General features: G+C 75.3%; 16 protein-coding genes. 4 read left to right on the forward strand and 12 right to left on the reverse strand.

Annotated features, from left to right (window positions below):
• Window positions 1-369: 369 nt before the first annotated feature.
• The 8 genes from G446_RS0103430 to hisH all read right to left on the reverse strand — a co-directional run bounded on the left by G446_RS0103430 (window position 370) and on the right by hisH (window position 7634).
• A complete protein-coding gene (locus G446_RS0103430) occupies window positions 370-1284 on the reverse strand; it encodes a TrmH family RNA methyltransferase (RefSeq protein WP_425393868.1) in 915 nt (304 codons plus the stop codon).
• Between the two features lie 111 nt (window positions 1285-1395).
• Window positions 1396-1776, reverse strand: coding sequence for a 50S ribosomal protein L20 (gene rplT / locus G446_RS0103435; protein ID WP_026409093.1), 381 nt, complete (start codon window positions 1774-1776; stop codon window positions 1396-1398).
• A gap of 28 nt (window positions 1777-1804) precedes the next feature.
• Window positions 1805-1999: a 50S ribosomal protein L35 gene (gene rpmI / locus G446_RS0103440; RefSeq protein ID WP_026409094.1), complete on the reverse strand. Its 195-nt coding sequence runs from the start codon at window positions 1997-1999 to the stop codon at window positions 1805-1807.
• Between the two features lie 101 nt (window positions 2000-2100).
• The gene (gene infC / locus G446_RS0103445) at window positions 2101-2736 is read right to left on the reverse strand and encodes a translation initiation factor IF-3 (protein ID WP_084778941.1); all 636 of its coding nucleotides are present in this window, start codon (window positions 2734-2736) and stop codon (window positions 2101-2103) included.
• A gap of 303 nt (window positions 2737-3039) precedes the next feature.
• Window positions 3040-5163 (reverse strand): hypothetical protein, encoded by a 2124-nt coding sequence (locus tag G446_RS0103450; protein WP_026409096.1) that lies wholly within the window; start codon window positions 5161-5163, stop codon window positions 3040-3042.
• A gap of 121 nt (window positions 5164-5284) precedes the next feature.
• The gene (locus G446_RS0103455; protein ID WP_211228231.1) at window positions 5285-6028 is read right to left on the reverse strand and encodes an SseB family protein; all 744 of its coding nucleotides are present in this window, start codon (window positions 6026-6028) and stop codon (window positions 5285-5287) included.
• Window positions 6029-6192: 164 nt separating this feature from the next.
• Complete coding sequence (gene priA / locus G446_RS0103460) at window positions 6193-6936, reverse strand: bifunctional 1-(5-phosphoribosyl)-5-((5-phosphoribosylamino)methylideneamino)imidazole-4-carboxamide isomerase/phosphoribosylanthranilate isomerase PriA (RefSeq protein WP_026409098.1); 744 nt, start codon at window positions 6934-6936, stop codon at window positions 6193-6195.
• 50 nt (window positions 6937-6986) lie between these two features.
• Window positions 6987-7634, reverse strand: coding sequence for an imidazole glycerol phosphate synthase subunit HisH (gene hisH, locus G446_RS0103465; protein ID WP_026409099.1), 648 nt, complete (start codon window positions 7632-7634; stop codon window positions 6987-6989).
• A 112-nt stretch (window positions 7635-7746) separates the two neighbouring features.
• On the opposite strand from hisH, the gene G446_RS0103470 reads away from it, so the two are divergent.
• Window positions 7747-8685, forward strand: coding sequence for a polysaccharide deacetylase family protein (locus G446_RS0103470; protein ID WP_026409100.1), 939 nt, complete (start codon window positions 7747-7749; stop codon window positions 8683-8685).
• A gap of 21 nt (window positions 8686-8706) precedes the next feature.
• On the opposite strand, the gene G446_RS0103475 is transcribed toward G446_RS0103470, so the two are convergent.
• From G446_RS0103475 to G446_RS15680, 3 genes are read right to left on the reverse strand one after another with little or no spacing between them, the layout of a single operon-like run.
• Window positions 8707-9531, reverse strand: coding sequence for a hypothetical protein (locus G446_RS0103475; RefSeq protein ID WP_026409101.1), 825 nt, complete (start codon window positions 9529-9531; stop codon window positions 8707-8709).
• On the reverse strand, window positions 9531-10130 hold the full coding sequence (hisB, locus tag G446_RS0103480) for an imidazoleglycerol-phosphate dehydratase HisB (RefSeq protein WP_026409102.1): 600 nt from the start codon (window positions 10128-10130) through the stop codon (window positions 9531-9533). Before hisB ends, G446_RS0103475 begins: the two co-directional genes overlap by 1 nt.
• Window positions 10127-11344: a histidinol-phosphate transaminase gene (locus G446_RS15680; protein WP_084778942.1), complete on the reverse strand. Its 1218-nt coding sequence runs from the start codon at window positions 11342-11344 to the stop codon at window positions 10127-10129. The genes hisB and G446_RS15680 overlap by 4 nt, the downstream gene beginning before the upstream one ends.
• A gap of 239 nt (window positions 11345-11583) precedes the next feature.
• Between G446_RS15680 and amrB the strand changes: the two genes are divergently transcribed.
• From amrB to amrS, 3 genes are read left to right on the forward strand one after another with little or no spacing between them, the layout of a single operon-like run.
• Window positions 11584-12405: an AmmeMemoRadiSam system protein B gene (amrB, locus tag G446_RS0103490; protein WP_026409103.1), complete on the forward strand. Its 822-nt coding sequence runs from the start codon at window positions 11584-11586 to the stop codon at window positions 12403-12405.
• Window positions 12406-12407: 2 nt separating this feature from the next.
• The gene (gene amrA, locus G446_RS15685; RefSeq protein ID WP_245574569.1) at window positions 12408-13148 is read left to right on the forward strand and encodes an AmmeMemoRadiSam system protein A; all 741 of its coding nucleotides are present in this window, start codon (window positions 12408-12410) and stop codon (window positions 13146-13148) included.
• On the forward strand, window positions 13145-14269 hold the full coding sequence (amrS, locus tag G446_RS0103500) for an AmmeMemoRadiSam system radical SAM enzyme (protein WP_026409104.1): 1125 nt from the start codon (window positions 13145-13147) through the stop codon (window positions 14267-14269). The genes amrA and amrS overlap by 4 nt, the downstream gene beginning before the upstream one ends.
• A gap of 20 nt (window positions 14270-14289) precedes the next feature.
• Here amrS and G446_RS0103505 read toward each other — a convergent pair whose 3' ends face one another.
• The gene (locus G446_RS0103505) at window positions 14290-15492 is read right to left on the reverse strand and encodes a cobalamin-independent methionine synthase II family protein (protein ID WP_026409105.1); all 1203 of its coding nucleotides are present in this window, start codon (window positions 15490-15492) and stop codon (window positions 14290-14292) included.
• Window positions 15493-15741: the final 249 nt, after the last annotated feature.

A 15741-nucleotide genomic window follows, 5' to 3' on the forward strand; every position in this document is an offset into this window, starting at 1 on the left:
GGCGCCGTTCGTTCCGGCCACGAGTCCCACACGTCCCACGCGTCTCACCAGACTCAGACCCCCGCATCCGCGGAGCCTGCGCAGCGCCTCCGCCTCCCGGATGACCGCCTCGTCTCAGATTCCCGTCCCCGCGGAGCCCGCCCGGGGCGAGAAATGGCGCTCCGGGAGGATCGTTCCGCCCCGCACCCGATGATCGCTTCATGAGAACCGCAGAATCACGCGGAAATCTTTGAGCCTCTTTGAGGTGCCGACCCGAACGATCCTCCCAGAGCGCCAAAATCGGGACTCTCGGGACAACTGACCGCCTCGGCGCACCGCGAATACCGCCCCAGCGCACCGCGAGGTCCGGCACCCGGCCCAGCGCCCGGCTCAGCGCTGCGCCCGCACCGAGGCGTACAGGCACACGGCCGCGGCAGCGGCGACATTGAGGGACTCAGCGGCCCCGAGCACGGGGACGGAGACGACGGCCTCCGCGCGCTCCAGGGCCTCGGGGGCCAGTCCGCGGGCCTCGTTGCCGAACAGCCAGGCGCAGGGCCGGGCCAGGAGCTCATCGGCGTCGAACAGGCCGACCGGCCCGCTCCCGTCCGCGGCCAGGACCGCGAGCCCGGCGCCGTCGAGCGCCTCCAGGACCTCCCCCAGACCCGCCCCCGTCAGCACAGGCAGGTGGAAGAGGCTGCCTGCTGTGGACCGTACCACCTTGGGGTTGGTGGCGTCGACGCTGCCGCGCACGAGGACGACGGCGTCGGCCCCGGCGGCGTCGGCGGTCCGGATAATGGTGCCGGCGTTGCCGGGGTCCTGGGCCTCGGCGAGTACGGCGACGAGTCGGGCCCCGGCGAGCCGTTCCGCCAGGCCCTCCCCCGCCCCGGCGCCGTCCTCCTGCGGCTGCGGGCCCGCAGCCAGCGCCGTCGTCGCCACGACGGCGAGGACGCCCTGCGCGTCCGCGCTCATGGCGGCCATGACCCGCGGCGTGACCGTGTGCGTGTACAGGCCGGCCGCGCGGGCGCGGGCGAGGATGTCGGCGTGGCGGTCGGCGGCCTCGGGCGTGAGGTAGAGGTCGTGGACGTGCGCCGCGGCGTGGCGGACGGCCTCGCCCACCCCCCGCGGGCCCTCGACGAGGAACCGCTCGTACTTGTCGCGCGCATGGCGCCGGGCGAGCCCGGCCACGCGCGCCACCCTCGCCGAGTCCGGGTTGTCCAGGATGTCGGGGCGGGGTGCGCGGGCGCCCTCGGGTCGGGGAAGGGCCACGCCGGGCCGCCAGGTGGTCGAATCGCGTCGGTTGCTCACGGCCCCGAGCCTAGAGGACGCGACGGCGCCGCCCGTGCAGGCGGCGCCGTCGGACGGCGGGCGCCGGGCCATCGACCCGGCGAGTGACGCGTCGCGCGTCCGTCAGTCGCGTCAGGCCCTGGGGGCGTTGACGTCGGCGGGCAGGGCCTTCCTGGCGACCTCGACGAGGGCCGTGAAGGCGGTCGGCTCGTTGACGGCGAGCTCGGCGAGCATGCGCCGGTCGACCTCGACGCCGGCCAGGCCCAGGCCCTGGATGAACCGGTTGTAGGTCATGCCCTCGGCGCGGACGGCGGCGTTGATGCGCTGGATCCACAGGCGGCGGAAGTCGCGTTTGCGGGCGCGGCGGTCGCGGAAGGCGTAGACGCCGGAGTGGGTGACCTGCTCCTTGGCCTTGCGGTAGAGGCGGGAGCGCTGGCCGCGGTAGCCCGAGGCCTTCTCGAGAACAGAACGACGCTTCTTGTGGGCGTTGACAGCCCGCTTCACACGTGCCATGTGATGACTCCTTGAGGTGGTGGACCGGTCAGCGACCGAGCAGCTTCTTGACCTGGCGCAGGTCGGATCCCGCGACCGGCTGGTCCCTGGACAGCTTGCGCTTGCGGCGCGAGGACTTGACCTCGAGCAGGTGGCGCTTGCCCGCCTGCTCGCGCATGAGCTTGCCGCTGCCGGTGACCCGGAAGCGCTTCTTGGCACCGGAGTGCGTCTTGTTCTTCGGCATTTCTGGATTCCTCTTCTCGGCCGCCGGGCGGATGCCCGGGGCTGCGGACCCCACGCGGTCTGCCGGTGGGGCGGTGATGGCCGCGCCGCGCGGCCCTGGTCTTATGAGGCGTCGGCGGGGCGGGAGCCCCGGGAGCCCCTCCGGGCCCCCTTGGCCGCGTGCTTCTCGGCGCGGCGGTGGGCGCGCGCCTCCTCGCGGCGACGACGCTGATCGGACTTGACCTCGGCCTTCTTGCGCGTGGGAGCCAGGACCATGACCATGTTCCGGCCGTCCTGGCGGGGGTGGGACTCGATGTTCCCCAGATCCTCGGTCTCCTCGGCCACGCGCTGGAGCAGGCGGATGCCCAGCTCGGGGCGGGACTGCTCGCGCCCGCGGAAGCGGACGATGCACTTGACCTTGTCCCCGCCCTCGAGGAAGCGCTTGACGTGCCCCATCTTGGTGGCGTAGTCGTGCTCGTCGATCTTGGGGCGGAACTGGATCTCCTTGAGTTGCGTATTGGCCTGGTTGCGCCGGGCGTCACGCGCCTTCATGGCCGACTCGTACTTGAACTTGCCGTAGTCCATGAGCTTGCACACGGGAGGACGTGCGTCGGGCGCGACCTCGACCAGATCGAGATCGGCCTCCTCCGCCAGTCGCAGCGCGTCCTCGACGCGGACGACGCCGACCTGCTCGCCGCTGGGACCGACGAGGCGCACCTCGGGGACGCGGATCCGTTCATTGATACGGGGCTCGCTGATGGTTGTTCCTCACTCCTGATGGTGACGATCACCGCGACGAAGAGGGCCCTCGCCGCGGAACGCGAGCGAAGGCCCTTCATGTGCCCCTGCGAGCACGGCCGCACTGGCGCCCAAGCGCCTGCGACCGCGAGGATCCACCTCGCATGACCCGGTCCCCGCGGGGGACCCAGGTGGGATTGCTCCGCTTGCGTGCCGGAGACGGACTCCGGCCGGTCAGGGAGACTGTACCAGGTCCGTCCCGATTCTCACAGGCCGACGACGGCGCCGTCCGGCCGACTCGCGCGGCCGCGGCCCGGGCACGTCCTAACCGTCCATGCACACGGAGGCGTTCGTCGTGTTCTGCACCAGGGTCGGGGAGGAGGGATTGCTGGTGCTCGTCACCGTGTAACGGCGGGAGGAGGCGTCCGAGGAGGAGAGGGTCACGGTGATCTCCCCCTCCAGCATCATGTGCAGCGACGCCGTCATGGCGGGCGTCGTGAAGGTGCGCCAGTCCTGGCAGAAGAGGTCGTAGTGCCCGTTGTCGCCGCTGCGCACCGGGCTCCCCTCGGCGATCCCGACGATCCTCGTCAGGAGCAGGCGGGCGTCGTCGGCCGTCAGCTCCTCGGCCGTCCCGCCCGGCTGGTAGGAGGGGCACGCGTAGGGCGAACTCAGTTCCTCGGAGGAGACGACGACGGTGCCCGCCGTCCCCTTCCAGCGCGCCCCGTCGGGGGTCGTCTCGCCCGGCCCCGCGATGGCGTCGAGGATGCCCGCGCGCGACGACGCCGAGAAGTACTGCCGGTCCATGGTCGAGTCCGCGACCGTCCAGCAGGCCTGGCGGATCCCGTCGAAGTTGGCGGCGGCCAGATCGTCGGAGAAGGCCTGCAGTCCGCTGACCGCCCCGCCCCCCGACGGCGGCGACACGGTGATGGGGGGCATACTGGCGCTCGGCGCGGGTGCGGGCGCCGTCGACGGCGCGGACGGAGATCCGGGCGCCGCGCCCGAGTCCGAGGCGCTGCGGCTGATCCCCGGCGCGCCCGATGCGGTCGAGGCCTCCCAGGTGAGGTCCCCCGACCCGCCGGCCCCCGCGCTCCCCGGGCGGCCGGGGGCGAGCAGGGTGGCCGTCGTCGCGCCGCCGTCGGTCTGCCGCCCGATGAGGAACCCGAAGCGCCCGGCTCTTTTGACGCGCCTGTGCGAGTTGATCGCGTCCGGCGCGCCCAGGTCCAGCTCCCAGAGGGGGCGGGCGTCCGCGGCCGCGTAGGCGTTGAGGCTGTCGGTGTCGAAGGTGAGGACGGCGTCGCCGACCGGGCCGAACTCGTCAATGCCCGGGAGGGGGACGTCGGGGGCGTCCACCCGGGTCACGGTCTCGGTGTTCGAGTCGCCCCGGTACCAGTCGTCGTCGCGCGACCGGATGCGGCCGGGGCCCTCGATCCCGGCCAGGGCCGTCTCCGGCGTCGGGATGTGCTCGAGCACCTCCTCCGGCCACGCCGAGATGGAGAGCTGACGGTTCTCGATCTGCGCGGCCGGGGCGAGGACCCGCAGGGAGCCGCCGCCGGCGTCGAACAGCTCGACCTTGTACTGGGCCTGCGGGCCGTTGTTGAAGAGGAATCCGAAGGTGAGCACGCCCTCGGTGGTGGCCATCGCCAGGTTGGCGCCGAATCCGCCGTCGGGCAGCTCGAAGCTCGACAGGGTGGCGCCGTCGGTCAGCGAGACGACCTCGTAGGAGGTCCGGCTCCCGGAGCGCCGGGCCACCGCCCAGGTGCTCCCCACCGAGGAGAGGTCCAGGATCAGATCGTCGCGGCGCCACAGCTCCTCGCCCGCGACGCTCCACGCGGCCACGCCCACCGGTACGGCGTTCCCGCCGAGGTTGCCGACGACGACGTCCTGCGCCTCGCCCGATCCGATCCCCATGAAGTCGGTGGTCTCGGGGATCTCGGCGACCGCGCCGTCGCGCATATCGATCAGGCCGACGTTGTCGCACACGACGTGGTTCTGCACGGTCATGGGCAGGCAGTACTCGTCGCCGAAACCGAAGTCGCCCAGTATCAGCGGAGCCTCGACGCTCTCCGAGGCGCGGCGGTGGTCCTTGAGGTCGACGGTCCAGCGGGTCGAGCCGTCCCGCATGTCCACGGCCGTGAGGGTCGAGACGTAGGACCCGTACGAGAGGGCGAAGACCGCCGTCCCCCCGTCATCATCGACCCACGCCCGGACTCCCCCGTCGGAGGACACATCTTTTTCCGACAGCGCCCGCGCATCCCCCGCGTCGGTGTGAAGGGAGGCGCTCCAGGCGCCGAAGGCCCCCTCCTCGTAGCGCGGGTCGAGGCCCGCCGCCGCAGTCGCGCCGGGCGCGGATGTGGACTCGGCGGAGCCGGGGGACGGGCCGCAGCCGCTCAGAGCCGTCGCCAGCACGAGCACGACGACGGCCAGGGCCTTGGGGAAGCGGGATGTCATGGCGGGCGGCCCCTGTGCGGAAGACGAGTAACGGCACTCACAGACTACCCCGGGGAGCCTCATAGCACGCCCGGTTCCGCGAGCGCGGCTCAGGCTCGTCGCGGGACGCCCGCGGGGCGCCTCAGCCGGGCAGCGGGCACAGCTCGACGGCGTCGACGAGATCGGCCCAGGCCGGGTCGGCCATGGCGCGCCGGCAGGCCTCCATGGTCGCGGCGACGGCGGACGCGCCGCCGGAGACCTCGACGCGGATGAAGATCCGCAGCTCGACGGCGGCGCCGGGCTCGAAGGCGACGCCGGCCACGCCCTCCACGGCGCCGAGCCGGGCGGCGATCTCCCGCTGGACCGGCTCGTTGCGCCAGGACGGCGCCCAGTCCCGCCCGTCGGCCAGGGCGACGACGGCGGGGCGCGGCAGGCGCAGGTCGCGGGTGCCGGGGTCGAGGATCCACAGCCGGTCGGTCTCCAGGACGGCCAGCCGGGCGGCGCGGCGCGGGTCGACCGGCACCGGCCGCACGTCGGGGCGCCAGGCGGTCATGGCGGCCGCGCTGGTGAACACGGGCAGGGCGGTGCGCCCGTCGGGGAGGTCGACGGCGAGGGCGGCGGCGTCCCGGGCGGGGTCCTCGGCGCGGGTCCCGGACTCGGGCGCGCCCGCCCGGCCGGAATCGTCGGCCCGGCCGGCTGCGCCGCGGCCCGGGCGGGCGTGGGCGGCGACGGGGACGATGAGGCGGCCGGCCGTTAGCGCCGCCCAGAGGCGGTCGAGGCGGAGGTGGCGCTCCGACTCGGTGTCCTCCAGGGCGGCCGTGACCGCCGGGTCGGCGGAGCCGTCGTCGGAGGCGAAGGGCGTGGGGGCGGCCAGGAGCCGCTCCATCTTGGCCCGCGCCGCCAGGGCCGCCCGCACCTGGGCGTCGGTGGCGGCCAGGGGCAGGGGCTCGCGGCCGCCGGCTGCGCCCGCCTCACGACCGCCGGGCGCGCCCCCGCCCCCGGCCCCGGCCCGATCCCGCGCCGGGTGAGCGGGGTCGGCGGCGGATCCGCTCACGGGCGCACGTCCTCGACCCGGGCGCCGTCGGCGACGGCCAGGGCCTGCTGGAGGGTGAAGTCGCCGTTGTACAGGGCCTTGCCGATAATGGCGGAGTCGACGCCCTGGGGGACCAGGGCGGCCAGGGCGGCGATGTCCTCCAGGCCGGCGATACCCCCGGAGGCGACGACGGGGGCGGGGCTGAACGAGGCGACGGCGCGCAGCAGCTCGAGGTTGGGGCCCGTCAGGGTCCCGTCGCGTGTGACGTCGGTGACGACGTAGCGCGAGCAGCCCGCGGCGTTGAGGCGCTCCAGGGTCTCCCACAGGTTGCCGCCCTCCTTGGTCCAGCCGCGGGCGGCCAGCGTCGAGCCGCGCACGTCCAGGCCCACGGCGATGAGGCCGCCGTGGTCGGAGATGACGCGCTCGGTCCACTCGGGGTCCTCCAGGGCAGCGGTGCCGAGGTTGATGCGGGCGGCGCCGGCCTCCAAGGCCCGGGTCAGGGAGGCGTCGTCGCGGATGCCGCCGGACAGCTCGACCTTGACGCCGACCTCGCCGACGATGCGGGCGAGGAGCTCGGCGTTGGAGCCGCGGCCGAAGGCCGCGTCGAGGTCGACCAGGTGGATCCACCGGGCGCCGGCCTCGGCCCAGTGGCGGGCCGCGTCCAGGGGGTCGCCGTAGTCGGTCTCGGTTCCGGCCTGTCCCTTGAGCAGTCTGACGGCCTTGCCGTTGGCGACGTCAACGGCGGGCAGGAGCGTGAGCATGGCGGCGAGTCCTTCGGGTCGGCGGCGGGCGCCTGCGCGCCCGCGACGGGTCAGAGAGTGGTGAGCCAGTTGCGCAGGAGCCGGGCTCCGGCGTCGCCGGACTTCTCGGGGTGGAACTGGGTGGCGGTCAGGGCCCCGTTCTCGACGGCGGCCACGAAGTCCTCTCCGTGGGTGGCCCAGGTGGTCAGCGGCGGGCGGGAGGGTCCCGGGCCCAGGAGGACGGCGGGGTCCGTCTTGGCGGCGTAGGAGTGGACGAAGTAGAAGCGCTCGTCCTCCACGCCGTCGAACAGGACGGTTCCGGCGGGCGGGCGCACGAGCGACCATCCCATGTGCGGGACGACCTCGGCCCGGAGCCGTTCAACGGTGCCGGGCCACTGCCCCAGGCCCTGCGAGCTCCGCCCGGGGCCGGCGTGCTCGGTCGAGGAGTCGAACATCACCTGCATCCCCACGCAGATCCCCAGCACGGGGCGTCCGCCCGCCAGTCGGCGGTCGATGAGCCGGGGGGCGCCGACGGCGCGCAGCTGGTCCATGACGGAGGCGAAGGCGCCCACGCCGGGGACCACGAGGCCGTCGGCGCCGGCGACGTCGTCCGGGTCGGCGGTCAGTTCGACGTCCGCCCCCACGCGCTCCAGGGCGCGCACGGCGGATCGCACATTACCGCTGCCGTAGGACAGGACGACGACCCGGGGCTGGCTCATGCGCCCACCCTACCGGGCGCGGGGCCCGCGGCGCCCGGCGGGGCGGGCCCCCCGGGGCGCCGGGCCCCGGCGCCGTGCGCCCCGGCGGGCGGGAGGTGGCAGGATCGGCCCCATGCTCCCCGCACCACCGCCCCGGCGCCGCACCGTCGTCCGGGGCCTGTTGACCACCGCGGCGCTGGCCGGACTGGGCGCGTGCGCCTCCGGCCCCGCCGCCTCCCGCGCCGCGGCCCCGACGGCCCCCGCATCCGCCGCCCCCGCCGACCCGACGGCCGCGGACTCCCCCTCCCCCGTCGCACCCGCGGACTCCCCGGCTCCGACGCCGTCGGCCTCCCCGACGCCGGGCGTCCCCTCGCGCGAGGAGATCGTCGCCGAGTTCGCCGACCGGCGGCCCGCCTGGTTCGACATGGTCGGCGAGGGCATCGTGTCGGGCACCGCGGCCGGGGGCGTGTGCCTGACGCTGGACGCCTGCGGAGGCCCCGGGGGCTCCGGGGTCGACATCGACCTGGTCGACATGCTCATCTCCCGGCAGGTCCCCTTCACCGCCTTCCTCAACTCCCGGTGGGTCGAGGCGAACCCGGACCTGACCGACCGGCTCGCCGCCTGCCCGACGGTGGAGATCGCCAACCACGGCACCTCGCACCTGCCGCTGTCGGTGACCGGGGCGTCCGCCTACGGCATCCCGGGCACGGCCGACGCGGGAGAGGTGTGGGACGAGATCATGGGCAACCAGGCCGCCCTGACCGAGCGCACCGGCCGGGCGCCGCGCTTCTTCCGGCCCGGCACCGCGCACTGGGACGACGTCGCCCTGGCCATCGCCGCCCGGCTGGGACTGAGGGCCGCGGGCTTCTCCATCAACGGCGACGGCGGCGCCACCTTCCCCGCCGACACCGTCGAGGCGGAGGTCGGCCGGGCCGGGCCGGGCGACGTGGTCATCTCCCACATGAATCAGCCCGACGCCGGCACGGGCGCCGGCTACCGGGCGGCCGTCCCGGCGATGCTGGCGGAGGGCACTGTCTTCCTCACCCTCTCCGACGCCCTGGCCGCCTCGTGAGCGCGCCCGCCCGCGCGGGGCTCAGTCCCTCCCGTCGCGCCGGCCGCGCAGGCCCCGCCCGAACCAGCGCATGGCCCGGCCGGGGGTGACCTCGCCGGCGCGCAGGGCGCCGTCGACGGCGTCGGCCTTGACGATGCCCAGCAGGATGTCCTCGACGACCTGGTCGACGGCGGACAGCAGCAGGCCCGAGCTGGCCTCCTCGCCGGCGGAGCCGTCCTCGTAGCGGCGCGCCGTGATCGTGCCCGACAGGCCCGACTCGATGCCGACGTCGGTGGCCAGGTCCGCCGTCATGAGGACGACGCCGCCGCGGGACAGGCGAGACAGGGCCTTGGCGAGCTCGGCCGCCTCGGCGGGCTCGGTCTCGACGCCGCCGAGGAGCTCGGCCACGTCCCACTCGGCGTGGGCGGAGACGAACTCCTTGACGGCGATCGCGCCCGAGCGGGCCGGCACGATGGTGCAGTCGAGGTCGCTCATGGCGCACAGGGCCGCCAGCGCGCTGGCGCTGGCCAGGGGGGTCAGGACGACGGCGATCTTGATCGCCTTGGGCGCCTCGGGCGCCGCCTCGGCGGGCCCGGGCGCCGAGTAGGAGTTGTGGGGCACCTCGTCGGAGGTGGGCGCGTGGACGACGCCGCCCGTGGCGTTGCGCCCGCCGGCGCCGGAGGGGCCGGGGCCGGCGGGCCCGGGCCGGGGGGCGTCGGGCTCGACGACACCGGGCTCGGCGGGCCCGACCCCCTCGTCCGCGGATAAGTCCAGGCCCTCGACGAGGGCGGCGAAGGCGGCGTCGATGTCGTCGCCGTCGCGGGGGCCGTCGAGCGGGTCGCGGTCGTCGTGCTTGTCGTCGTGCATTACAGGGCTCCCTTGGTCGAGGGGATTCCGTCCACGCGGGGATCGGGTTGGACGGCGGCGCGCAGGGCGCGGGCGAGGGCCTTGAACTCGGCCTCGGCGATGTGGTGGGGGTCCCGCCCGCAGATGACGCGCACGTGCAGGCAGATCCCGGCGTGGTGGGCGATGGCCTCCAGGACGTGGCGGACCATCGACCCGGTGAAGTGGCCGCCGATGAGGTGGTGGACGAAGGCCTCGGACTCGCCGTCGTGGACGAGGTAGGGCCGTCCCGACACGTCGACGACGGCCTGGGCCAGGGCCTCGTCCAGCGGCACGAGGGCGTCGCCGAAGCGGGTGATGCCGCGCTTGTCGCCCAGGGCGACGCGCAGCGCCTCGCCGATGCAGATGGCGGTGTCCTCCACGGTGTGGTGGACGTCGATGTCGGTGTCGCCGGTGGCGCGCACCCTCAGGTCGATCAGCGAGTGCTTGCCCAGCGCCGTGAGCATGTGGTCCCAGAAGGGGACCGTGGTGGACACGTCCGTGCGGCCGGTGCCGTCCAGGTCGAGCTCGACGAGGACGGACGATTCGCTGGTGGTGCGTTCGATGCGGGCGGTGCGGCTCATGGGTTCCTCTCCCTCGTGCCCTTGCGCGGCTCTTTCACGGCCGTTCCGCGGCCGCGCGCGGCGCCCGGGGGGCGGGTGCCCGCCAGGACGCCGTCGAGGGCGGAGCGGAAGGCCTCCATCTCGTCGGGCGTGCCGATACTGACCCGAAGGTACCCCTCCGGGCCGACGACGCGGATGAGGACGCCGCGCTCGAGCAGGGCGGCGAAGACGGCGTCTCGGTCCTCGAAGGGCCCGAAGAGCACGAAGTTGGCGTCGGACTCGTGGGCGGTGCACCCCCGGCCGCGCAGCCAGGCCACCAGGGCGTCGCGCTCGGAGCGCAGCGAGGCGACCTGGCCCATGAGCTCCTCGCGGTGGTCCAGGGCCGCCAGGGCCGCCGCCTGCGTGAGGGCGGACAGGTGGTAGGGCAGGCGCACGACGCGCAGGGCGTCGACCAGCTCGCGGGACGCGGCGAGGTAGCCCAGACGCAGCCCGGCCATGCCGAAGGCCTTGCTCATGGTGCGGGCCACCGCCAGGTGCGGGTGGCGGGGCCCGGCGGCGTCGGACTCGGCGAGCAGCTCCAGGGCGCTGGGCACGCCGGGGCGGCGGAACTCGCCGTAGGCCTCGTCGATGACGACGACGGCGTCGGCGGCGCCGTCCGCGCCCGCGGGCCCGCGGCCGCGGGCGGCCTCCAGGACGGCGCGCACGTCGTCCAGGGGCAGGACGGTGCCGGTGGGGTTATTGGGGCTGGCCAGCAGGACGACGGCGGGGCGCACGCGCTCGATGGCGGCGGCGACGGCGGCCGCATCGAGGGTGAAGTCCGCCCGGCGCGGCCCGGTGACGTAGTCGGTGAGGGTGTCGCGCGCGTACTCGGGGTACATGGAGTACGTGGGGGTGAATGACAGGCAGGCCCGGCCGGGGCCGCCGAAGGCCTGGAGCACGTGGAGCATGACCTCGTTGGAGCCGTTGGCCGCCCAGACGCCCTCCCAGTCGGGCCTCACCCCGGACTCGACGGCGAGGTAGTCGGCCAGGGCCCGGCGCAGGGCGGGGAAGTCGCGGTCGGGGTAGCGGTTGAGGCGGCCGGCGGCGCCGGCGGCGGCCCGGGCGATGGACTCGACGACGGCCGGGGAGGGCGCGTAGGGGTTCTCATTGACGTTGAGCCGCACGGGCACGTCGAGCTCGGGCGCCCCGTAGGGCTCCTCGCCCTCGAGGCCGGGGCGCAGGGGAAGAGTGCTCACGCACGGGAGTCTACGGTCCCCTCCCGCGCCCCGCCCCGCCCGCCGGGACCCGCCCGTGCAGCTCAACCGTGAACGATGCCATTTCGGGACCCGCCCGCGCCCGCCGTCGCCGCCGTCGCGGGCGCCCCGGGGCGCTCCTCGGCGCCCGCCGGCGCCGCTCCGCCCCGCGCTATCGGCCCCGCGGGGCGGGCCGTGCGGGTAGCCTGGAGGCGCCGGGCGATCCAGGGAGCGCGATCCTCATGAGTCAACCACCACAGTCCCAGCAGGTGCGTCCGCCGGCGGTGGCGGGCCTGTTCTACCCCGCCGAGCCCGCCCGCCTGCGGGCCGACGTCGAGGCCATGCTGGAGGCGGCGCGCCCCGCGGCCGGCGACGGCGCCCCCGCCCCCGCGGCGCTCATCGTCCCCCACGCCGGCTACGTCTACTCCGGCCCCACCGCCGCCCTGGCCTGGGCGCGGGCCGGGGCCCTGCGCGGGCGGGTCCGCAGGGTCGTCATGCTGGGGCCCACCCACCGGGTGGGCGTGCGCGCCCTGGCCCTGCCCGGCTGCCGGGCCATGGACACCCCGCTGGGCCCCGTGACGGTGGAGGTTCCCCCGCAGATCGAGGCGCTGGCCGTCACCGGGCTGGTGGTCACCCGCCCCGACGTCCACGCCGCCGAGCACTCCCTGGAGGTCCAGCTCCCCTTCCTGGCCACCGTCCTGCCCGGGGCGGACGTGGTGCCCCTGGCCGTGGGCTGGGTCGCCCCCGACCGGGCCGCCGAGGCGATCCTCCCCTTCCTGGGGAGCCCGGACACCCTGGTGGTGGTCAGCTCGGACCTGTCCCACTACCTGCCCCAGACCGAGGCCCGGCGGGTGGACGACGCGACCATTGAGCGCATTCTGGCGCTGCGCGCCGACATCGACCACGAGGAGGCCTGCGGCGCCACCGGCGTGAACGCCCTCCTGCTGGCCGCCGGCCAGAGGGGCCTGCGCCCGCGCCTGCTCGGGGCGGCCACCTCCGCCGACACCATCGGCGACCCCGCCCGGGTGGTGGGCTACGCCGCCGTCGCCTTTTACGAGGAGTAGAGATGCCCGCCATGACCCCGCCCGCCGACGCCGCGTCCGCCCCCGTCCCGCCCGCCGACGCCGGCCTGGTCCTCCTGCCCCTGGCCCGCGGCGCCATCGCCGCCCGCCTCGACCCGGCCGGCCCGACCGGCCCCTCCACCCCGGACGCCGCCCGCCCCGACCCGGCCGGCCCCGCCGCCCGGCGGACCGCCCCGGGGGCCGCGGCGCACGCCGCCCCGGGAGTCGCCGCGCACGCCGCCTGGCTGGACGCGCCCGGGGCGAGCTTCGTGACCCTGACCTCGGGGCGCGCCCCGGGCGGGGCCCTGCGCGGCTGCATCGGCAGCCTCGAGGCCCGCCGCCCGCTGCGCGCGGACGTGGAGGCCAACGCCGTCGCCGCCGCCCTGCACGACCCCCGCTTCGCGCCCCTGACCGCGCGCGAGCTGGACGACACCGTCGTGGAGGTCTCCGTCCTGTCCGTCCCGGCTGCCCTGCCGGCGGCCGACGAGGCCGAGCTCCTGGCCCGCCTGCGCCCCGGCGTCGACGGCGTCGTCCTGTCGGCCTGCGGCCGCCGCGCGACCTTCCTGCCCCAGGTGTGGGAGCAGCTGCCCGACCCGGCCGACTTCCTGGCCCGCCTGCGCCGCAAGGCCGGTCTGCCCGCCGACTACTGGGGGCGCGACGTCGTCGTCGAGACCTACACGGTGACCGCCTGGCAGGAGGCCGCGCCCGGCGTCGTCCCGGACGGGACGCGGGGGCGACGACCATGAGGGCGCCCGCCGCCGGGGCGCCGCCCGCTGACGAGCGCGCCGACGGGCCCCGCCACGTGGCCCGGTGGTGGCGGGCCATGCCGGACGGGCGGCTGCGCTGCGAGCTGTGCCCGCGCCGGTGCACCCTGCGCGACGGCCAGCGCGGGTTCTGCTTCGTGCGGGCCCGCGTCGGGGACGCCATTGTGCTGACCACCTACGGGCGCTCCTCCGGCTTCGTCCTGGACCCCATTGAGAAGAAGCCCCTGGCGCACGTGCTGCCCGGCTCGACGATCCTGTCCTTCGGGACGGCGGGCTGCAACCTGGCGTGCAAGTACTGCCAGAACTGGGAGATCTCCACCTCCCGGCAGTTCGAGACCCTGGCCGCCCCGGCCGCGCCCCGGGCCCTGGCCGCCGCCGCGGCCGACGTGGGCGCGGCGGGCGTGGCCTTCACCTACAACGACCCGATCGTCTTCGCCGAGTACGCCATCGACACCGCCGTCGCCTGCCACGAGGCGGGGCTGCTGGCCGTGGCCGTCTCCGCGGGATGGATCAGCCCCGGACCGTGCGACGAGCTCTTCGGCGCCGTCGACGCCGCCAATATCGACCTCAAGGGCTTCACCGACGACTTCTACCGGCGCGTGACCGGCGGGCGCCTGAACGACGTGCTCGACACCCTCGTGAGGGTGAGGGGGCTGGGCACCTGGCTGGAGATCACCACCCTGCTCATCCCCGGGCGCAATGACTCCGACGACGAGATCGCCGCCGAGTGCGCCTGGATCGTGTCCGAGCTCGGGCAGGAGGTGCCCGTGCACTTCTCGGCCTTCCACCCGGCGCACCGGATGCTGGATGCCCCGCGCACGCCGGCCTCCACCCTGGAGCGGGCCCGCGCCATCGCCCGCGACGCCGGGATCGCCCACGTCTACCTGGGCAACGTGCGCACCCGCGACGGCGCCACCACCCGCTGCGCCGGCTGCGGGGATCTCCTGGTGGACCGCGTCGGCTACCGGGTCGCCGACTACCGGATCACGCCCGACGGCGCCTGCCCGCGGTGCGGCCGCCACGTCCCCGGCATCTGGGACCCGGCCGGACCGCCGCCGCCGACGGGCCAGTGGTGGCCGCAACGGGTCGCCATCGGCGCCTGACGACGGCGGGGCCGGGCGCCTCAGAAGCGCTGCGAGGCCAGGCGGGCGCCCTGGACCAGGGACTCCAGCTTGGACCAGGCGATGTGGGAGTGGACGCGCCCGCCCAGGCCGCAGTCGGTGGAGGCCACGACCCGCTCGGGGCCGACCAGGGACGCGAAGCGTTCGATGCGGTCGGCCACGAGCTCGGGGTGCTCCAGCACGTTGGTGGCGTGGGAGACGACGCCGGGGATGAGGTACTTGCCCTCGGGCAGGGCCACGTCCCTCCAGATCCTCCACTCGTGCTCGTGGCGGACGTTAGCCGCCTCGAAGCTCAGCCCGTCGGCGTTCACGCTCAGGGCCAGGTCGACGATCTTGTCGAAGCCGAGGTCGGTGGAGTGCGGGCCGTGCCACGAGCCCCAGCACACGTGGTAGCGCACCCGGGCGGGGTCGATGCCCCTCAGGGCGTGGTTGAGGGCCTCGATGCGCACGGCGGAGAAGCGGCGGTAGTCCTCCAGGTCGGGGGCGACCTCGAACTGGTCCCAGGACTCGGCCAGGTCGGGGGCGTCGATCTGGACGGCGAGCCCGGCGCCGGTGATCGCCAGGTACTCCTCGCGCAGGGCCTCGGCCCACGCCCACACGGCGGCCTCGTCGTCCTCGTAGTGGTAGTTGCCGATGCGGGCGGCGGCCGCGGGGCTGATAGAGGCGAGGAAGCCCTCCTCGACGGGCCGGCCGGCCCGTTCCAGCGCCGCCTTGAGGGCGGCGACGTCGCGCTCGACGATCCGCCGGCCCGTGTAGGCCAGCTCGCCGGTGACCGCCGGGATGACGGGCGCCGGGGCGCCGGCCAGGTGGATGCCGCTGGTGGGGTCGGAGTAGGCGTCGGCGTAGGCGACCCAGTCGCGCCGGGATGTCATGGCGTCGAGCTCGAGTCTGCCCTCGGGGGCGGGGCGCCTGGCGGCGGCCCGCTCGGGGTCGATGACCTCCAGGCCGCTGAAGCGCTCGAAGGTGTAGAACCACCAGGCGCCGTAGTCGACCTTCTGGGTCATGGCGTGACCGTACTCGCCGTCGTTGACGATGCTCAGGCCGATGTCCGTCTGCCGGGCGACGACGGCGTCGGTCTGGGCCCTCACGACGGCGGCCAGGCCGGCGTCGTCCAGGCGGCCCTCGGCGTGGGCGGCGTTGGCCTTCAGGAGGTCGTCGGTGCGCGGCAGGGAGCCGACGTGGGTGGTGCGGATCTGAACGGTCATGGCGGTCCTGTCGTGGCTGTGTCGCGAAGCCGGGTCTGCCGGCGCTGAGGATGGTACCGGCTCCCCGGCGGCGGGATCATTCCCGCTCCGCGGGGTTCACGGCTCCCCTGTTGTGGCGGCGGCGCGGCATGCAATGGCCGGCCCTCGCACCGTCGCCCGGCCGATCCCGGCGGGCCGGGGCTCCGGCGTCGTCGGCCCCCACCGGGCCCCGGGCGCTACCGCCCGCCCCGGTGCTCCGCCCGGCGGATA

Source organism: Actinomyces dentalis DSM 19115 (assembly GCF_000429225.1).
Lineage (GTDB): Bacteria > Actinomycetota > Actinomycetes > Actinomycetales > Actinomycetaceae > Actinomyces > Actinomyces dentalis.

Excerpts from the sequence above, each read along its gene's own strand:
- rplT (WP_026409093.1), bottom strand. The coding sequence starts at position 1,776 with ATGGCACGTGTGAAGCGGGCTGTCAACGCCCACAAGAAGCGTCGTTCT.
- rpmI (WP_026409094.1), bottom strand. The coding sequence starts at position 1,999 with ATGCCGAAGAACAAGACGCACTCCGGTGCCAAGAAGCGCTTCCGGGTC.
- G446_RS0103450 (WP_026409096.1), bottom strand. The coding sequence starts at position 5,163 with ATGACATCCCGCTTCCCCAAGGCCCTGGCCGTCGTCGTGCTCGTGCTG.
- G446_RS0103455 (WP_211228231.1), bottom strand. The coding sequence starts at position 6,028 with ATGGAGCGGCTCCTGGCCGCCCCCACGCCCTTCGCCTCCGACGACGGC.
- priA (WP_026409098.1), bottom strand. The coding sequence starts at position 6,936 with ATGCTCACGCTCCTGCCCGCCGTTGACGTCGCCAACGGCAAGGCCGTC.
- hisH (WP_026409099.1), bottom strand. The coding sequence starts at position 7,634 with ATGAGCCAGCCCCGGGTCGTCGTCCTGTCCTACGGCAGCGGTAATGTG.
- G446_RS0103470 (WP_026409100.1), top strand. The coding sequence starts at position 7,747 with ATGCTCCCCGCACCACCGCCCCGGCGCCGCACCGTCGTCCGGGGCCTG.
- G446_RS0103475 (WP_026409101.1), bottom strand. The coding sequence starts at position 9,531 with ATGCACGACGACAAGCACGACGACCGCGACCCGCTCGACGGCCCCCGC.
- hisB (WP_026409102.1), bottom strand. The coding sequence starts at position 10,130 with ATGAGCCGCACCGCCCGCATCGAACGCACCACCAGCGAATCGTCCGTC.
- amrB (WP_026409103.1), top strand. The coding sequence starts at position 11,584 with ATGAGTCAACCACCACAGTCCCAGCAGGTGCGTCCGCCGGCGGTGGCG.
- amrA (WP_245574569.1), top strand. The coding sequence starts at position 12,408 with ATGCCCGCCATGACCCCGCCCGCCGACGCCGCGTCCGCCCCCGTCCCG.
- amrS (WP_026409104.1), top strand. The coding sequence starts at position 13,145 with ATGAGGGCGCCCGCCGCCGGGGCGCCGCCCGCTGACGAGCGCGCCGAC.
- G446_RS0103505 (WP_026409105.1), bottom strand. The coding sequence starts at position 15,492 with ATGACCGTTCAGATCCGCACCACCCACGTCGGCTCCCTGCCGCGCACC.